The sequence below is a fragment of the Corynebacterium lowii genome, from assembly GCF_001412085.1.
In the GTDB taxonomy this organism is placed as follows: Bacteria; Actinomycetota; Actinomycetes; order Mycobacteriales; family Mycobacteriaceae; genus Corynebacterium; species Corynebacterium lowii.
Map to the genome: position 1 here is coordinate 1 of NZ_LKEV01000001.1, position 17,080 is coordinate 17,080.

The 17,080-nt window shown below is 63.1% G+C and carries 15 protein-coding genes; 2 read left to right on the plus strand and 13 right to left on the minus strand.

Annotated elements, in window-relative coordinates:
- Positions 1-171: 171 nt before the first annotated feature.
- From Clow_RS00005 to Clow_RS00015, 3 genes are read right to left on the minus strand one after another with little or no spacing between them, the layout of a single operon-like run.
- Positions 172-1,221 (minus strand): hypothetical protein, encoded by a 1,050-nt coding sequence (locus Clow_RS00005; protein WP_156334475.1) that lies wholly within the window; start codon positions 1,219-1,221, stop codon positions 172-174.
- A gap of 39 nt (positions 1,222-1,260) precedes the next feature.
- Positions 1,261-2,130 carry an ATP-binding cassette domain-containing protein gene (locus Clow_RS00010; protein WP_055174566.1) on the minus strand — a complete coding sequence of 290 codons (870 nt, stop codon included), beginning with the start codon at positions 2,128-2,130 and terminating at the stop codon, positions 1,261-1,263.
- Positions 2,127-2,501: a GntR family transcriptional regulator gene (locus Clow_RS00015; RefSeq protein ID WP_055174569.1), complete on the minus strand. Its 375-nt coding sequence runs from the start codon at positions 2,499-2,501 to the stop codon at positions 2,127-2,129. Before Clow_RS00015 ends, Clow_RS00010 begins: the two co-directional genes overlap by 4 nt.
- Positions 2,502-2,744: 243 nt before the next feature.
- Here Clow_RS00015 and Clow_RS00020 point away from each other — a divergent pair, with 243 nt between their 5' ends.
- Entirely contained in the window at positions 2,745-3,995 is a 1,251-nt protein-coding gene (locus tag Clow_RS00020) for an NYN domain-containing protein (RefSeq protein ID WP_055174572.1), read from the plus strand.
- A 22-nt stretch (positions 3,996-4,017) separates the two neighbouring features.
- On the opposite strand, the gene Clow_RS00025 is transcribed toward Clow_RS00020, so the two are convergent.
- On the minus strand, positions 4,018-4,797 hold the full coding sequence (locus Clow_RS00025; RefSeq protein ID WP_055174575.1) for a PspA/IM30 family protein: 780 nt from the start codon (positions 4,795-4,797) through the stop codon (positions 4,018-4,020).
- A 152-nt stretch (positions 4,798-4,949) separates the two neighbouring features.
- Positions 4,950-5,330, minus strand: a complete 381-nt coding sequence (gene trxA, locus Clow_RS00030; protein WP_055174578.1) for a thioredoxin — start codon at positions 5,328-5,330, stop codon at positions 4,950-4,952.
- A gap of 138 nt (positions 5,331-5,468) precedes the next feature.
- On the opposite strand from trxA, the gene Clow_RS00035 reads away from it, so the two are divergent.
- Positions 5,469-7,748, plus strand: coding sequence for a heavy metal translocating P-type ATPase (locus Clow_RS00035; RefSeq protein ID WP_156334574.1), 2,280 nt, complete (start codon positions 5,469-5,471; stop codon positions 7,746-7,748).
- Positions 7,749-7,807: 59 nt separating this feature from the next.
- Here Clow_RS00035 and dnaB read toward each other — a convergent pair whose 3' ends face one another.
- The 8 genes from dnaB to Clow_RS00075 all read right to left on the minus strand — a co-directional run bounded on the left by dnaB (position 7,808) and on the right by Clow_RS00075 (position 16,939).
- Positions 7,808-9,265: a replicative DNA helicase gene (dnaB, locus tag Clow_RS00040; protein ID WP_055174581.1), complete on the minus strand. Its 1,458-nt coding sequence runs from the start codon at positions 9,263-9,265 to the stop codon at positions 7,808-7,810.
- A 40-nt stretch (positions 9,266-9,305) separates the two neighbouring features.
- Positions 9,306-11,114 (minus strand): glycoside hydrolase family 15 protein, encoded by a 1,809-nt coding sequence (locus Clow_RS00045; RefSeq protein WP_055174584.1) that lies wholly within the window; start codon positions 11,112-11,114, stop codon positions 9,306-9,308.
- Positions 11,115-11,697: 583 nt separating this feature from the next.
- On the minus strand, positions 11,698-12,150 hold the full coding sequence (gene rplI / locus Clow_RS00050; protein ID WP_055174585.1) for a 50S ribosomal protein L9: 453 nt from the start codon (positions 12,148-12,150) through the stop codon (positions 11,698-11,700).
- Positions 12,151-12,203: 53 nt separating this feature from the next.
- A complete protein-coding gene (locus Clow_RS00055; protein WP_055174587.1) occupies positions 12,204-12,800 on the minus strand; it encodes a single-stranded DNA-binding protein in 597 nt (198 codons plus the stop codon).
- 81 nt (positions 12,801-12,881) lie between these two features.
- Positions 12,882-13,169, minus strand: coding sequence for a 30S ribosomal protein S6 (gene rpsF / locus Clow_RS00060; RefSeq protein WP_186337400.1), 288 nt, complete (start codon positions 13,167-13,169; stop codon positions 12,882-12,884).
- A 158-nt stretch (positions 13,170-13,327) separates the two neighbouring features.
- Complete coding sequence (locus Clow_RS00065) at positions 13,328-13,522, minus strand: hypothetical protein (RefSeq protein WP_055174589.1); 195 nt, start codon at positions 13,520-13,522, stop codon at positions 13,328-13,330.
- Positions 13,519-14,751, minus strand: coding sequence for a glycosyltransferase family 87 protein (locus tag Clow_RS00070; protein ID WP_055174590.1), 1,233 nt, complete (start codon positions 14,749-14,751; stop codon positions 13,519-13,521). The genes Clow_RS00065 and Clow_RS00070 overlap by 4 nt, the downstream gene beginning before the upstream one ends.
- 46 nt (positions 14,752-14,797) lie before the next feature.
- Positions 14,798-16,939: a transglycosylase domain-containing protein gene (locus Clow_RS00075; protein WP_370871899.1), complete on the minus strand. Its 2,142-nt coding sequence runs from the start codon at positions 16,937-16,939 to the stop codon at positions 14,798-14,800.
- Positions 16,940-17,080: the final 141 nt, after the last annotated feature.

A 17,080-nucleotide genomic window follows, 5' to 3' on the forward strand; every position in this document is an offset into this window, starting at 1 on the left:
GGTACGCTATCGAGTTCTCACACAACACAACCACCACACGGCGATCACCCCTGATTGTGTGGGGTGGGCCTTGTCGCGGCGACTCGCACTAATTTACACACCACCCCACCACCACACAAACACCCAGGCCAGAGCATGTTTTTAGAGCATCTTGTTCACCTACTGTTTGCCCTACGTTCGCGCTTTGGTTCCAAAGAAGGCAGACAGGCCTCGCAACTCGTGCCCGGCATGACGGACAAGCCGGGGCAATAGCAAGAGAATGAACGCCGTCAACCCACCTTGAAGTAAGAGCCACTGGTTGAGTCCGATCTTGTCCATACCGAATAGAACAAGTACCGAAGCCATGCCCAGGACAAACACGCAACAGGCAAACCAGTTATGCCGTCCACCCACGGCTGAGAGAATCAGCACTGGGATGAGGTAGATACCGCACATCGCTCCCGCTAAGGCCCCCTGCGCCAGCCCCTCTCCAACGATGATTCCCGCCACGGTTCCCACGGCTATGGCTACAAGAACGAGGCCAACATTTATCACCGCAGTCCACCGTGCCCATTGCGTGCGGGAGCCGCCAAAACGGATCCACTGCCAGTAGCTGTCCTGAATCCGATCCAGGCCGAAAAAGAAAATGAACATCCAGACTACGACCAGTAGCCCACCCGAAACCGGTATCGGTGGAGTATGAAAAATCCACGAGATGAACCGGCTCAAAAATGCCCCGATGAGAGTAGCAACAACTAAGCCCACGCTAAAGCCCAATTGCAGCCGTAGGATACTCTGCCCCAACAGAGTTTCGGGATAGGGTATCCACGTATCTTTCTTCTTTTTCGGTTCTTCAGCCGAAGCATGGGCGGAAAGGCGACTGGCCAAACTTTCTCCCAGATAGGAGCTCGCCTGCCTAGTCCTCCCAAAAAGATGACGCCCCGCTGCGGCAAGCACCACCAATAAGAAAAAGATTTGCTTTGGGCTACCCCAGGATGTCCTACAGAGAATGACTGTAAGCATGCTCACTAATATCAGGGAAGTATCAATGCGCTGATGCCCACGCCAGATTTTGAGGGGAAGATTCAACGCCGCGTAGCCTGCATCAAAGCGCCAGGACATTCCCATAATCAGGACAACACAGAGGAGTACCCAGGCAAAGCGGAACCAACTCTCCCCGAGCTCTGGAAAGCCAAGCGTGGACAGAGCAAAAGTCCAGGCCAGCCACAGCACCGGCTTCATCTTCTCCGTCAACCCCCACCACAGTTTCACACCCTGCATTTACTCCACCCCCTCAATAGCGCGGGCCAGTTCTTCCAAGCTGAGCACCTGCACTCGCACCCCACCGGGCAATTCCCCCAACTCGTCTCGTCTCACGTTCAGCACAGCCCGCGTGCTGCCCGCCAGTTCCTCTACGTGCAGGACGTGGGCCGGGTGGGCGTCGATAAGCTCTTGTGCGGCGGCGCTGGGGCCGAGAATGCTGCTGTATTCTTCTAGCACCTCGTCGAGCGGACCGCTGAGGCGTACTGAATCGCCACCGAGAATGGTCACGGTGTCCAGTAACTTTTCCGATTCGTGCAGCTCGTGCGTGGAGAGCAGAAAGGTGGCGCTGGGGCGGTGATCGCGCTCGGCGCGTAATTCGCGGTAAAAGACGTCGCGCTTTTCCACGTCGAGGCCGAGGTAGGGCTCGTCGAGAAGCGTGAGATCGCAGCCGGAGGCCAGGGCGAAGATGATTCCCAGGGCGGACTTCTGGCCGCGCGAAAGGGCGGAATACTTCTTGTAACTGGGCAGATCGAACTCGCGCAGCAGGCCCAGCGCGCGGTCCTGGTCCCAGGTGGGGTAACGCGCGGCGGCGATGCGGAAGAGCCGCATGGCTTCCCAGTTATCGGGCAAGGGGGCGTCGATACCCGCGAGCACGATGCGCGACATCACCTGGGGATTGTCGAAGGGGTCCATGCCCCAGATGGAAAGTTCGCCGTCGTGCGGCAATTGACCGGAAAGCACGCGCAGTAGCGTGGTCTTGCCCACTCCGTTGGGGCCGATGAGGCCGTGGATTCCGCCCTGGGGGAGGGTGAGCCGGAGGCCGTCGAAAATGCGCGCGGAGGTGTAGCGTCCGCGCAGGTCGTGAGATTCGATGAGTGCGGTGTTCATGAGTACAGTCCTCTGCTTTCTGCCACGCGATCTACGAGGTCGTGGAGTTGAGCTCGGTTGAGGTTGAGGCGCAGGGCCTCGTCGATCATGGGGGCCAGGTAGGCGCCGGGGAATTGCTCTCTGCGGCGATCCATGATGATCTCGCGGGCACTTTCGGTAACGAACATGCCCACGCCGCGGCGCTTCATCAGCACCCCGGATTCCACGAGCAGCGTGAGGCCCTTGCGCGCGGTGGCGGGATTGATCTTGTGAAAAGCCGCCAGCTCATTGGTGGAGGGAGCGCGCTGCCCGGCGGCGAGGGTGCCCTCCACGATGCTGTCCTCAATGAGCTGCGCTATCTGCTGGAATAGCGGTGCCGCCGCTTCGTCCATGCCAGACCTCCTCTTAGCTGCTTAGTTACTCATGTAATCAACCAACCTGGTTGGTGTCAAGGGAAATCAACGAGACGGCAGCCCAAAACGCGACGGATCCTTCGGACTATGGAACGAAACAACAACCGCACCCATACCCCTCAACAGGGAAAACTCTCAGAACTTCGACGCAACCCCCCACTATGGGGCATGCTGGGGGTACTGCAATTTAGAGCAATACTTATGAAACGGAAATTAGGAGCCATGCTTGAACGCACACTCGTGTTCGTGGACACCTCGTATCTCCTCGCGAGCTTTTACAACTCGTGGGAGACCGGCGCACGCGCACAGTTAGAAATTGACCTGCCCGAGGTCGTAGGCGTCCTGGGCACCATGATCGAAAACCAACTACGCCAACCCATCCACCGACAACTCTGGTACGACGGTATTCCCGAATCTGGGCCGCACCGCTACCAGCGTGCCCTGCGCTCCTGCGATGGAGTGCAACTGCGCGCCGGTCAGCTCATCGCCTGGGGGGAGCGACGTACCCAAAAGGCCGTGGATACCCGCCTGGTGGCCGATATGGTGGTTGCTGCCATAAAACAGCAGCACACGGACATCGTTTTGGTCTCCGGCGACGCCGATATGATCCCCGGAGTCCAGGAGGCCACCGCGGCCGGTATCCGCGTCCACCTCTACGGCTTCGGCTGGGATTCCATGTCCTCCGCCCTGCGCTACGCCTGCGATACCACCACCATCCTGGACCCGCGCGAGGACTTTGCAGACTCCATGCAGCTGCAAATCCTCGAAGGCCCCCTGCCCCCTGCGGTACCCACCAAACCCCTGGGCGAAATGGAGCCCCCCGAGGACCCCGGCCCCACCCTCGTACCCGAGGCGGCCACCCGCGGGCACCACGCGCCCAGCACCCCCACCGCGGCGGACAATGCCGAACGCCCGGAGGAAACCGACACGACGCCCGAGGAGCTTATCGACGCCCCTCCGGCCGCCCCGGCGCCCCCCCCCGCCGAGTCTGCCCCAGTCCAGCCCGCCCCCGTCCAGCCCGCACCCACCGAGGGGAACGAGCCGCCTGCCGTACCCCGCTTTGAGCAGGAAAGCATCAGCGCGGCAGAAACAGAGGCGGCGACGGCAGAGACGGAAAGCGAGGCCCCCAAGCCCGCGCCCAAGCCCTCCATGATGGCGCCCAAGCGCAAACTGCGCTCGCGCTACGTCCCCCTGCCCAACGAGGTATGGGCCTCAGCGGGCTACCAAACCCCCTATGACGTGGGGCAGCAGTACGCTACCTGGTGGTATGACAACGCTGCCTCAGCCGAACAGCGCGATCACGCGCATCTGCTTTCCGGTGGCGGGCTTCCCCCCGAGGTCGATCGCCCCCTGCTGCAATTCGCCTGCGAGACCCTGCACGAGTACACCCTCTCAGAAACCCAGCGGGTTAACCTCCGCGATGGCTTTCACGCCGGAATCCGGGGCGTACTCATCAACATCAGGCGCGAGTGATAGCGCGAGCAGCGCTCAACGCTTAAACCTCGCGGCCCTCGGACTCTCCCTGTTCGAGGGCCGCGTTATCTTGAGCGGTATTCCCCGCATTGAGCTCCGCGCGAATCTGATCCAGGCGGGCGCTCGCCTTCATATCCCTGCCCGCAGCAGCGATCTCATCCATACGGGAATTAACGGACCCCTCCGCGAGCTCCTGGGCGCCCAGGGCGTTGGCGTAGCGGCGCTCGATCTTCTCGCGCACCCCATCCAGGGTGGGCGTGGAATCATCGGCGCTGGCGCTAAGCGCCCCTATCGCCTCGTTGGAGGCCTCCTGCATCTTGGCCTGGTCCACCTGTGCGCGGAGCTGGTCAATCTGCGCCATCTGCTCCTTGAGGCGAGCCTCAGACTCTCGCTGCTTCTGCTGCGCCTGCTCCGCGGCCTGCGAGGCCTGCTGGTGGGAGGTCTTGAGCTCTTCGATCTGCTGCTCCACCGCCACGAGCTGGCTGGCAAAAACCTCGGCGGTATTGGTGTACTCCGCGGCGCGGGTGCTGTCACCCTGGGCACTGGCCTGATCGGCCATCGTGATGGCCTGCTTAGCCTGGCCCTGGAGGGAATCCTGCTCCTTGAGCAGCCGATCCAGCTTCATCTCCAACTGCCGCTTATTGCCGATAATGGCCGCGGCGTGCTCGGTAATCTCCTGGTGCTGCTCCTTAGCCGCCTCGGTGGCCTGGTGAATCTGCACCTTGGGGTCGGCGTTCTCGTCGATCTTCTGGTCCAGAGACGCCTTGAGGTAGTTCCAGCCCTTGCTGAAGGGATTGGCCATGATCTGCGTTCCCGCCTTCCTTGCGCGATTGTTCAGCGTTCCCCCGCGAGTGTACGCAAGCACGAAAAAAGGCACCCGCTCTCTGGGATCAGTTCAGGGAGGCGGGCACCTTCTCTCGTGGAGGCTTCTCTGAAACCGTTTAGGCCAAGCTTTTATGCCTCGGCGTCGTGCTGCTCGTTCGCCTCAGCCACCTGGCGGCGCACATCGTCCATGTCCAGGCCCTTCACCTGGCCAATGAGGTCTTCCAGGGCGGCGGGCGGCAAAGCGCCGGCGTCGCGGAACACCATGATCCCATCGCGGAAGGCCATGAGCGTGGGGATGGCCTGAATCTCTAAGGCTGCGGCAAGCTGCTGGTTCGCCTCGGTATCGAGCTTGGCAAAGGTGACGTCGCCATGCTTCTCCGAAGCCTTTTCAAAGGTGGGGGCAAAGGCGCGGCAGGGGCCGCACCAGGAAGCCCACGCATCGACGAGGACGATGCCCTCGCCGCTCACGGTCTGCTCGAAGGTGTCCTCGGTGACGTCGATAGTAGCCATTGTGCTCTCCTCGTTCGTTGTCTTTGCGATTCCACGGGCACAAACGCACCCGCCCGGCGCGTTATTCCACGCCGTGCTACGCATACCAGGGTACGGGAACCGCGCCATCCACCCTTGCCCAATACCCCCAGGGGGTATATGGTGTGGGATATGAGCACCCCGGCACACATCGACCTCGGAATTAGCGGCATGACCTGCACCGCGTGTTCTTCCAGGGTGGAGCGCAAACTCAACAAGATGGAGGGAGTGAGCGCCAGCGTCAACTTCGCCACCGAGACCGCCTCCGTGGCCTACGACGCCACCGAGGTCACTCCCGAAGATCTTCTAGAGACCATTCGGGCCACCGGCTACGAGGGCTTTGCGCTGGGCGGACAGGAGGGGCCTGGCGAGGAAGGCGGGGCTGAGGCCGAGGCCGACGGCTGGGCGTCGAAAAGCAAGCCCGATAGCCGCCTGTGGGGCTCCGCGCTGCTGAGCGCCCCGGTGCTGGTGCTCTCCATGATTCCGGCGCTGCAATTTACCTACTGGCAGTGGCTGGCCTTTGCGCTGATTTCCCCGGTGTTCTTCTGGGGCGGGTGGCCCTTCCACCGCGCGGCGCTGCTGAACCTACGCCACGGGGCGTTCACGATGGATACCCTCGTCTCCCTGGGCTCCACGGCGGCCTATGCGTGGTCCACCTGGGCGCTCTTCCTCGGTGGGGCGGGGGAGCCGGGCATGGTCATGCACATGTCGCTGAGCGCTCATTCCCATAGCGGCAACGAGATTTACCTGGAAACCGTGGGCGTGGTGATCTCCTTCTTGCTGCTGGGCCGCCACTTTGAGGAACGCGCCAAGGGGCGCTCCTCCGAGGCCCTGCGCCACCTGCTGAGCCTCGGGGCCAAGGAGGCCACGGTGCTGCGCGAGGGCCGAGAGGTGCGCGTTCCCACCGCTCAACTGACCGTGGGCGATCACACCGTGGTGCGCCCCGGCGAGCAGATTCCCGCCGATGGCACCGTGCTCGAAGGGCACTCCGCCGTGGACGAATCCATGCTTACCGGCGAGTCCGTCCCCGTGGAGGTGACCCCCGGCGCGCGCGTCACCGGGGCCACGTTGAATACCTCCGGCAGGCTCGTGGTGCGCGTGGATCGAGTGGGGGAAAACAGCACGCTGGCGCAGATGGGCCGCCTTCTCACCCAGGCCCAGGCCAGCAAGGCCCCCGTGCAGTGCCTAGTGGATCGCATCTCCCAGGTATTCGTGCCGGTGGTCATGGCGCTCGCCACGCTCACCCTGATAGCACACCTCACCTGGGGCAGCGGGGGCGCTACCGACGCCCTCGCGGCGGCCGTGGCCGTGCTCATCATCGCCTGCCCCTGCGCGCTCGGGCTGGCCACCCCCACCGCACTCCTGGTGGGCACCGGGCGCGGCGCGCAACTGGGGCTACTCATCAAAGGTCCCGAGGTACTGGAATCCACCCGGCGCGTGGACACCATCGTGCTGGATAAAACCGGCACCGTCACCACCGGGGAAATGACCGTGCAGGAGGTAATACCCCTGGGGGCTATCGACGCCGCTAAGGTGCTGCGTGTGGCCGCCGCCGTGGAGGCGGGTTCCGAACACCCCATCGGCCGGGCGATTGTTCTTGCGGCTGCTGTTTCCTCGGCTCCGGCTGAGAGTGCCGCGATGTCTGAGGAGGCGGCCAGGAGAGAAGGTGCCGCGCGGGACTTCGAGGCCCACCCCGGCCGAGGCATCAGCGCCACCGTGGCTGGCCGGCGCATGGAGGTGACCCGACCCGAGGGGCTAAGCTCGCACCCCGCCGTGCTGCGGGCACAGGAAGAAGGAGCCACCGCCGTGGTGGTGAGCGTGGAGGGGGAGCCGGTGGGCATCATTGCCATGGCCGACGCCCCCAAGGCCACCTCCGCCGAGGCCATCGCCGCGCTGCGCGAACTGGGCTTGGAGCCCATGCTGCTCACCGGGGATAACGCCGGTGCGGCCAGCGCCACCGCCCGCGCCGTGGGTATTTCGCCCGAGGCCGTGCTGGCCGAGGTGCGCCCCGAGGATAAGGTGACCCAGGTGATCGCACTCCAAGAACAGGGCCGCACCGTGGCAATGGTGGGCGACGGCATGAACGACGCCGCCGCGCTCGCCCAGGCGGACCTGGGCCTGGCGATGGGGGCGGGCACCGACGTGGCCATCGAGGCCTCCGACATCACCCTGATGAATAACGATCTGCGCTCCGCCGCCGACGCCATCCGTCTCTCGCGGCGCACCCTAAGCACTATTCGCGGCAACCTGCTCTGGGCCTTTGGCTATAACGTGGCGCTCATTCCCATGGCCGCCCTGGGGCTGCTCAACCCGATGTTCGCGGGTATTGCTATGGCGGCCTCCTCCGTGCTGGTGGTGGGCAACTCCCTGCGGTTGCGAGGCTTCCGCTCGGCTTTTTAAGCGGGGGCCGACTGTTACTGGTTGCTGCTGGTTGCCTGGGAGCGCGTGGGGCGGGGCGCTTAGCCGCGCGCCATATCCACAAAGCGCGAGTAGTGCAGTTGGTGAGCCACGCTCACGGTGTCGATGGGACCGCCGCGGTGCTTGGCCAAGATGATGTCCGCCTCACCGGCGCGCTCATTATCCTTATCCTGCGAGTCCGGGCGATAGAGGAGCATAACAATATCGGCGTCCTGCTCTAGCGAGCCGGATTCACGCAAGTCGGAGAGCTGCGGGCGTTTATCCGTACGCGATTCCGGGCCACGGTTGAGCTGAGAGATGGCCACCAGGGGCACATCGAGTTCCTTGGCCAGCAACTTCAGCGAGCGGGAGAACTCCGAGACCTCCTGCTGGCGCGATTCCACGCGCTTGCCCGAACTCATCAGCTGAAGGTAATCCACCACGATCAATTGCAGGTCATGCTTCTGCTTGAGGCGGCGCGCCTTGGCGCGAATATCCATCATGGTCATGTTGGAGGAGTCATCGATAAAGAGCGGGGCCTCGGAGATCTGCCCCACGCGGCTGGCCAGCTTCTCCCAGGCCACCCCATCCATGCGGCCCGAGCGCATATCGGAGAGCTTGATCTCCGTTTCCGCCGAAAGCAGGCGCATGGTGATCTCCGTCTTGGACATTTCCAGGGAGAAGATCACGGCGGCCTTGTTGTGCTTAATGGAGGCCGAGCGCGCAAAGTCCAGGGCCAAGGTGGACTTACCCACACCGGGACGGGCGGCCACAATAATCATCTGGCCGCCGTGGAGGCCCTGGGTAAGTTCATCGAGGTCGATAAAGCCCGTGGGTATGCCCTGAGCCAGGCCGCCATTGGAGGTAATCATGTCAATCTCATCAATGGTGGGCTGCAAGATGTCCGCCAGCACCTCGTAATCCTCGGCGGACTTATCCCGATTGATGCCAAAGACTTCCTGCTGGGCCATGTCCACCACGGCATCGACCTCGGCGCCCTCGGCGCCCTCGTAACCCAACTGCACCACGCGGGTACCGGCGTCCACCAGTTTGCGCAGCGTGGCCTTTTCCTCCACGATCTCCGCGTAATAACGGGCATTGGCCGCCGTGGGCACCGAGGCGATCAGCGTGTGCAAGTAGGGAGCACCGCCCACCCTATCCAGCTCGTTTTGGCGTTCCAGGCGGGCGGAGACGATCACCGGGTCAATATCCTTGCTCTCCGAAAAGAGGTCGATGATCGCACGGTAAATCAGGGTGTGGGCCGGGTGATAAAAGTCATCGGGGGAGAGCACCTCGATGATGTCCAACACCGTATTGGGGCTGAGCAGCATGGCGCCGAGCACGCCCTGCTCGGCCTCTCGATCGTGCGGGGGCTGGCGGAAACCGCCGTCGGACCCCCGGCTGCGATTCTGATAATCCCCCCGGCCCCGGTATTCGCCCGGTTCCTCGAAGGCCGGGGGAGCATCGACGTCGCTCGGCGGTACGTAATCGTCGTCGAAACTGGCACTCCCCGCGGTCATGCTTCCTCCTCTAGTTCGGGCTCACCTCGCCCTGCCGATACTAGGCGGATTCGGCGCGCGCAATCGCATCGGCCGCCCTAATCAGGGAGAGATGAGAGAAGGCCTGCGGAAAGTTACCGGCCAGGCGCTTGGTGGCGGGGTCGTACTCCTCCGCCAGCAGGCCCAGATCGGTGGCCAGGCCGCAGAGCATCTCGAACTTTTCCTTGGCCTCGGCCACCCGGCCCGAGGCCGCGTACTGTTCCACCAGCCAGAAGGCGCACATCACGAAGGGGTATTCATCGCCCTTGAGGCCGTCGATCCCCTCCACCGTGCGGTAGCGATACACCAGGCCATGCTCATCTACCAGGTCTTTCTCGATGCGGGCCACGGTGCTGAGCATCTTGGGGTCGTCGGCGGCAATGAAGCCCGTGTGCGGCAGTTGCAGCAGGGAAGCGTCCACCTCGCCGCTGTCATAGGTCTGGGTGAAGGTTCCCAGCTCCTCGTTCCACCCCTTCTCCATGATCTCTGCGTAGAGGCGTTCGCGGTACCGCTTCCAGGTATCCACATCGCCCTCGTAGCCGTGCTCCTCCACCGCGCGGATGGCCTCGTTGAAGGAGGCCCACATCATCACGCGGCCGTGGGTGAAGTAGTGCAGATCGCCGCGCATCTCCCAAATACCGTGATCGCGGTCCTCGTAGTGCTCCATCACGTAATCGAGCAGCTTCACCTGGAGCGCCCAGGAGTAATCGGAATCCTTGTATCCGGCGTCGCGCAGCGCGGCCAGGGCTAGCATGACCTCACCCACCACATCGGCCTGGTACTGGTCCGCCGCGCCGTTGCCGATGCGCACCGGGCGCGAATCCTCGTAGCCGCGCAGGTGCGGCAGTTCCTTCTCTGGCAGCTCGCGCTCCCCGCCCAGGCCGTACATGATCTGCAACTTGGCGGGATCGCCCGCCACCGCGCGCAGTAGCCAATTGCGCCAGGCCGTAGCCCCCTTAATCAGGCCGTGAGCCACCATCACCTCTACCGTGAGCGAGGCGTCGCGCAGCCAGGTGAAGCGATAATCCCAGTTGCGCTCCCCGCCGAAGGATTCCGGCAGGGAGGCCGTGGGAGCCGCCACGATACCACCGGTCTCCGTGTGGGTGAGCGCGCGCAGCACCAGCAAGGAGCGCTCCACCTGGGGGTGCGTGGCGGCGTCTACGTCCAGACGCTCGATCCAATCGCCCCAGAAATCCTCCGCCGTGGCCAGGGCCTCATCGGGGTTTTCCGGCTCCGGTACCGGCTCCCAGGGCTTGAACCAGGTGAGCGACCAATCCGCGCGCTGCCCGGCCTCTAGCGTGACGCTGCCGCGGATCACATCGGCGTCGTAAGCCCCCTGCTCGGCGTCAGGGGTAATCATGGCCCCAGCGAGCAGCAGTCCCTCCGGGCCGCCGGTGCACAGCAGGCCCGGCTCCTGCGTACCCGGGACCTCAACCCAGCGGAACCAGGGCTGCACCCTCCCGTAGTTGAAACTGATCCGCAGGTCCATCCGCACCTCCACGGTGCCGCTGAGACATTCCACGCGGCGGATCAGATCCGCCTTGCCGTTGCGCGGGGTCATAAAGTCCAGCACGCGGGCCGTGCCCGTGGGCGATTGCCACAGCGTTTCCAGGATGAAGGTATTGCCCACGTATCGACGCCCCGTGACCTCACCATCGCGCACCGAGACCTTCCACCGGCCATCGGTGGGATCGCCCAAGAGCGCGGTAAAAAGCGCCCCCGAATCGAAGCGGGGGAGGCAGAGCCAATCAATCGAGCCCTCGCGGGAGACCAGGGCGGCGGTGGATTGATCGGAGAGCAGGGCGTAATCCTCTAGAGGGGTGCTGGGCATACCATTGGTTTTCTTGTCTCGGTGGCTGTCTCGTTCTTTGCTGTGCTTCTTGATCTGCTTCGTGCTGTGCGTAAGCACTCTCTGTGCCTCCATAATCTACTCACAAACCACTGTATTCCCCATCACTGGAAGAGTTATCCACAGGGGGCTGTGGACAACATGGTTAGTTATCCACCCCTCGCCGCCTGTGCTGTGTACAAACCGGGGTAGTGGTATCTATAATCCCCCAAGCCCAAGCACAGGGCGGCAACATCAGTGCAGGTCAAGGCCATTTTTCCGGCTCTCATTCCTGCAAAAATCCTCCAAGATGCCCTTACACCAGGGCATTTGACACCGGCTACTTCGCCTTGTTAGGCCCCCTTCACGGCCCTTCAAGGCACTGACCTGGGGCATTACTCACCGCGACTTTCCACAGTTATCCACAATCTATCCACAGGGCAGCTCAACCCGTGTAGTGAACCTGCGCTCCATGAAAAACACTCACGGCCCCGAACTCACCCAAAAGTGAGTCACGGGGCCGTGAGTGCGCTGTTGTCGTTGGGCCGCACTCCTTCTTTGTGGAGCGGGCCGCCGTCACCGGTTTTTAAGCGGAGACGACCTCAAAGTTCACATTAGCCGCAATATCCTTGTGCAGCTGTGCCTTCACGCGGTACTTGCCGGTCGTCTTGACCAGGTTCTTCGGAAGCTCGATGACGCGCTTATCCAGATTCGGGCCACCGGCCTTCTTCACGGCTGCCACGATGTCATCGGTCTTAACCGAACCGAAGAGCTTGCCCTTCTCCGAGGTACGCACGGAGACGGTCACACCCTCCAGGGTGTCAAGCTGCTCGCGGATTTCGCGGGCGTGGTCGAGGTCGCGGATAGCGCGAGCCTCCTGGGCACGCTTGATGCCCTCGATCTGCTTCTCAGCACCACGGGTAGCCACGATGGCCAGGCCGCGCGGAAGCAGGTAGTTGCGTCCGTAGCCGTCCTTAACCTCAACGATGTCACCAGCGACACCGAGGTTCTCAACGGCAGCGGTGAGGATCAGTTTCATGATCCCTGCCTTTCGTTGTTGAAAAGAGGATGATGTGGAAAGGGTCTCGGGGATCAGAACGGGGGCTCGTCGTCCGCCCCGCCGAAACCACCGGCGGGGGGAGCGGAGTTCCAGGGATCATTGGCCGGCGCGGAGTTCGAGCCGCCCATTGATTGCTGCGACTGCTGGGGCTGACCGCCACCAAAGCCGCCCTGGTTACCCTGCGGGGCCTGCTGGCCACCGCCGAAGTTGCCGCCACCGAAACCACCGCCGGGCTGCCCACCCCGGTTACCGCCACCCTCGCGGGGGTTGCGGTTTACCTGGGCGGAGGCATAGCGCAGGGAGGGGCCGACCTCATCGACCTCGATCTCGTATACCGTGCGGTTTTCGCCCTCGCGGTTCTGATAAGAACGCTGACGCAACCGTCCGGTAACGATCACCCTCATGCCCTTGGTGATGGTTTCTGCGACGTTCTCGGCGGCCTGCCGCCACACATTGCAAGTCAAAAACAGCGCCTCGCCGTCCTCCCACTGATTCGTCTGAGAGTTGAATCGGCGGGGGGTGGAGGCCACACGGAAATTAGCCACCGCGGCGCCCGAGGGCGTAAAACGCAGTTCTGGGTCGTTGACGCAGTTGCCCACGACCGTGATGTTGGTATCTCCCTGTGCCATGCTGCTAAACCTTTCTTCAGTGTGATAAACGGCAGCCAGAGGGGCAAGGCCCCCCGGTCTTATCCGAGATTCTATCCACTCTTACTTATCGGTGCGCAGAACCTTCGTACGCAGGATGTTGTCGTTGAGGTTCAGGAGACGATCAACCTCATTGACCGTGCTGGATTCGCACTCAAGGTTGATGACGACGTAAACGCCCTCTTCCTTCTTATCGATCGGGTAGGCCAGGCGGCGCTTGCCCCACACATCGACCTTTTCAACGGTGCCGTTTTCCTTGCGAACCACGTCAAGGAACTTTTCCAGGGACGGGGCTGCGGTGCGCGCATCCTGAGTAGGATCCAGGATGACCATGATTTCGTAGTGACGCACGGACCTCATCACCTCCTATGGTCTAGTAATTGATATTTCGGCTACGCCCTCGGTGGGCGTGGCAGGAGGGTCGTTGCGTCAAGCAACCTTTCAAAGATAGCGCACACCTGCATAAAAAGCGAGCCCACACGGCTCTTAGGAAGGCCCCTAGGAGGCCCCTAGGAAGAAGTGCCCGCGGCATAGAACACGGCAATAACCACGGGGATCACCGTCACGAGTACCAGCGCCACCCCGCCGAGACCCCAGATCAAGCGCGCCGGCTTCTTGTACATGAAGGCCGCAAAGGCCCCAAGGATGCACAGGAAACCGCAGAACACGCTCACCATCGTGAGCAGCAGCAAGCCCGTGCTCATCGCTTCCCCCACGGCAGCGCGGGGTCCACGCCCCCGGTGGCATGATCCACCTTGTCCTCGCGCTGCCCACGCAGCTGTTGGCTCACCATCACCACCAGGGCCGTGAGCACCCCGCCGCGCAGCACAATCAGCGTGGCAAAGAACCACAGGGGCAGGCCATTGCCCTCCTCCGCGCCGCTATAGAGCATGGTGGCGGGGAAAACCAGGAGTTCCAGGAACATCCAGCTCAGCAGAAGCCGCCATCGCGGCAAGGCCAGCACGGCGGGCACGAGGAGCCACAGCGCGTGCTGGGGCAACCACTGCTTACTCAGCAACAAGGTGAAAGCAACCAAGAGAAAGAGCACCTCCGCCAGGCGCGGGGTACGCCTGGCCGCCAGCCCCCATTGCGCGATGAGGAGCAGGCCCACGATCCACAATCCCGGCACCATCACATTGAGCGCGGTAGGGGAGAAGGGCACCCCTAGTACCTGCCCCACCAGGTAATAAAGCGTGTCCCACGAGGCGCCCTGGGCAAGATACGAGCGGTACGGGTCCAACCACGCCTGGGGGTAGAGCAGCAGCACCGGAGCGTTAAGCAATATCCAGGTGGCTGCCGACGCCACCGCCACGCGCGCGGGGAAGGCCCATTGCCGCGTGCGCGCTCCCAGAAGGAAGAGCGCCACCACGAGCAGGCCGGGCCATACCTGGAAGGCCGCCCCCACACCGATCCAGATACCGGCAGCCACCGGGCGCTGATAGCGCACGCTGCGCAGGGCCGCCACCAGGGCGAATACCGCCAATAGATCCCAGGCGTGGAAGGCGTAAACGATCAAGAGGGGGGAGCCCGCCACCAGTATCAGGTCCCACACCCTATTGCCCACCACGTCCATGAGCAGGCGCAGGGTGATAATCCACGTGCAGCCCAGCACCGCCGCGCTGATCGTGAAGTACCACGCGGCGGGGGCAATGGGGAGGGAAAGAGCCTCAATCGCTGGGTACGTGAGGTGACTCAAAGCGTTGATGAGCCACTGGAAGAGCGAGGTAAGCACCGGCTCTTCTACCGTGCGGGCGGCAAAGGGATTGGCTAATTCCTCGAAGTGAAGCGCGCTGTGAAAGCCCGCGATGTCGCTATAGCAGGCGGACATGTACTGCCGATTGCCCGACCAGTCGAGGCGCAGTATTCCATCATCGCCGCGGCTGCTGGCCAGGCAATGAGCCTTAGAGAGATAGCCCAGGGAGAGCAACGTCATGCCCAGGGCGATCGACAGGCTGCGGCACGGGGAATCCTTCCACCGATCAGAGTCCGAGGATTTCCCCGACCTCGCTGGGCAAGATCTCTACCATGTTCCCGCCCTGGTTATAGTCCTGGGGATTCGGCCCCGCGGGCTGTTGCGGTGCCGGCGCGGGGGAAGGGGAGGGCGCCGGGGCCGGTTGCTCCACCGGGGCGGGGGAGGGCTGATCGGCGGGCGACGGCGCCGGAGCCGGTTGCTCTGCCGGAGCAGTCGGGGTGGTCGCCTGGTCATTGCCCGTGGCACCGGAGGTGGAGCTATCGCTCCACGTCGAGGAGGAAGAGGAAGAATCCATGCCCGCACCCGGCGCGGCATAACCGCCACCGTAGGACCCCACGCCCCAGGTGACGGGACCCGCGGGGGCGAAGTCCTCGAAGTCTCGGCCTTCCAAGGCGCCGTCGAGAGTGGCCTTCCAGATGTCCGTGGGCAGACCGGAACCGTACATCAAACCGCCCCAGGCGTTGAGCAACGGGGAGTTATCCTCCGTGCCCACCCACACGGCGGTAGCCAGCTGCGGGGTGGAGCCCACCATCCAGGCATCCTTGTTATAACCGCTATCGCCCAGCTGCGTGGTACCCGTCTTGGAGGCGGAGGGGCGCCCGCCCGCAAGCGTCTTGCCATTGGAGTAATTGGCGATGGGCTGCATGGCATCAATCACGTTATCCGCCACGACCTCGCTCACGCGGCGCTCGCCCTCCTGGGACTCGCGCTCATAAAGAACCTCGCGGTTGGCGGTTTCCACCTTCTGCACAAAGTGCGGCTGCTGCCATACGCCCCGGTTGGTCAGCGTGGCCACCGCCACCGCCATATCCAGCGGGCGGGACTGGTACTGGCCCAGCACGATGCCCTCGTAGGGCTGGTTGCCGTTTTCCGTGAGCGTCTGCGGGATACCCGGCAGGGAGCGGGCGATGCCCAGGGCGTGAGCCATATCCGCAGTGTCCTGGGTACCGTTGGCCAGATCGTTTTGCAGGCGGATAAAGCTGGTGTTGTGGGAGTACTTCAGGGCGTCCTTAATGGAGCAGAAACCGCAGTTGAAGCCCTCCACGTTGTTCACCGTGATGTTGCCCGGCAGCGTGACCGGATCGGAGGAGTAACCGGTGGAAAGCGGAATACCCTGCTGCAAGGCCGCCGCCAGGCCGAAGATCTTGAAGGTCGATCCCGTCTGCAAGCCGGCGTTGGCATAGTCCCAACCATGGGCGTCCTCGCCGCCGTAATAGGAGCGCACCGCGCCGGTGGCGGGTTCCACGGACACCGCGGCGGTGCGGATATTGGGCTGCTCGCCTTGAAGGTTATTGTGCACCGCGTTCACGGTGGCTTCCTGGGCCTGCTTATCAATGGTGGTGGTGATCTTCAGCCCGCGGGTGGTCACGTCCTCCTCGGTGATGCCGAGGGTTTCCAGCTCCGCCATCACCTGATTCTTAATCATCCCGTTGGTGCCATCGGCCTCCGTATAAGCACTGTAGGAGGCGGGGTCGGTGGTCTCCGGGTAGACGGCCTGGGCGCGCTGCTGCGGGGTCAGCCCCTCGATTTCCACCATGCCATCGAGCACGTAGTTCCAGCGCAGTTCGGCCTCCGAGCGGTTGATCCAGGGGTCGAGCTGGCTGGGGCGCTGAATCGCTGCCGCGAGAACGGCGGATTCCTCCGGGGTGAGTTCCGCGGCGTGCTTGCCAAAGTAAGCCTGGGAGGCAGATTCCACACCATAGGCGTTGCGGCCAAAGTACACGGTATTGAGGTAGGCGGAAAGCACCTCTTCCTTGGACCACTCATTAGCCATCTTGGTGGAGTACACCAGCTCGCGCAGCTTGCGCTCCACGGAGTGCTCGTTGCCCACCAGCATGTTCTTCACGTACTGCTGGGTGATGGTGGAACCACCACCCGCGGAGCTATCGCCGCGCACCTGGCCCAGAACCGCGCGGCCAAAGCCGGTGAGGGAGAAGCCGGGGTTCGTCCAGAACTCACGGTCCTCGGCTGCAAGAACGGCGTTGCGCATGCTCTCGGGGATCTCGTCATAGGGAATCTGCTGGCGGTTGCCGTCCGGGGGCACGATGCGCGCCAATTCCTCCGAGGAATCGGAGGTGTAAATCTGGGAGACCTGCTTGGCCGATAGTTCCTCCGGTTCCGGCACCTTGGCCATGATGTATGCCTTCATAAAACCGGCAATCGGAAGAAGAATAAGCAGGCCCAGCACTATAACGGAGGTCCACAAAATAGGATGCTTGCGGAAGCCTCGCTTGGGCTCGTCCTCCTCATCGAGGAAGTCATCCTCGTAGTCCTCGTACTCGCTGTTATC

Bases quoted from the DNA above. Each gene is read 5' to 3' on its own strand.
- Clow_RS00005 (WP_156334475.1), bottom strand. From the start codon at position 1,221: ATGAAGCCGGTGCTGTGGCTGGCCTGGACTTTTGCTCTGTCCACGCTT.
- Clow_RS00010 (WP_055174566.1), bottom strand. From the start codon at position 2,130: ATGAACACCGCACTCATCGAATCTCACGACCTGCGCGGACGCTACACC.
- Clow_RS00015 (WP_055174569.1), bottom strand. From the start codon at position 2,501: ATGGACGAAGCGGCGGCACCGCTATTCCAGCAGATAGCGCAGCTCATT.
- Clow_RS00020 (WP_055174572.1), top strand. From the start codon at position 2,745: ATGCTTGAACGCACACTCGTGTTCGTGGACACCTCGTATCTCCTCGCG.
- Clow_RS00025 (WP_055174575.1), bottom strand. From the start codon at position 4,797: ATGGCCAATCCCTTCAGCAAGGGCTGGAACTACCTCAAGGCGTCTCTG.
- trxA (WP_055174578.1), bottom strand. From the start codon at position 5,330: ATGGCTACTATCGACGTCACCGAGGACACCTTCGAGCAGACCGTGAGC.
- Clow_RS00035 (WP_156334574.1), top strand. From the start codon at position 5,469: ATGGTGTGGGATATGAGCACCCCGGCACACATCGACCTCGGAATTAGC.
- dnaB (WP_055174581.1), bottom strand. From the start codon at position 9,265: ATGACCGCGGGGAGTGCCAGTTTCGACGACGATTACGTACCGCCGAGC.
- Clow_RS00045 (WP_055174584.1), bottom strand. From the start codon at position 11,114: ATGCCCAGCACCCCTCTAGAGGATTACGCCCTGCTCTCCGATCAATCC.
- rplI (WP_055174585.1), bottom strand. From the start codon at position 12,150: ATGAAACTGATCCTCACCGCTGCCGTTGAGAACCTCGGTGTCGCTGGT.
- Clow_RS00055 (WP_055174587.1), bottom strand. From the start codon at position 12,800: ATGGCACAGGGAGATACCAACATCACGGTCGTGGGCAACTGCGTCAAC.
- Clow_RS00065 (WP_055174589.1), bottom strand. From the start codon at position 13,522: ATGAGCACGGGCTTGCTGCTGCTCACGATGGTGAGCGTGTTCTGCGGT.
- Clow_RS00070 (WP_055174590.1), bottom strand. From the start codon at position 14,751: ATGACGTTGCTCTCCCTGGGCTATCTCTCTAAGGCTCATTGCCTGGCC.
- Clow_RS00075 (WP_370871899.1), bottom strand. From the start codon at position 16,939: ATGAAGGCATACATCATGGCCAAGGTGCCGGAACCGGAGGAACTATCG.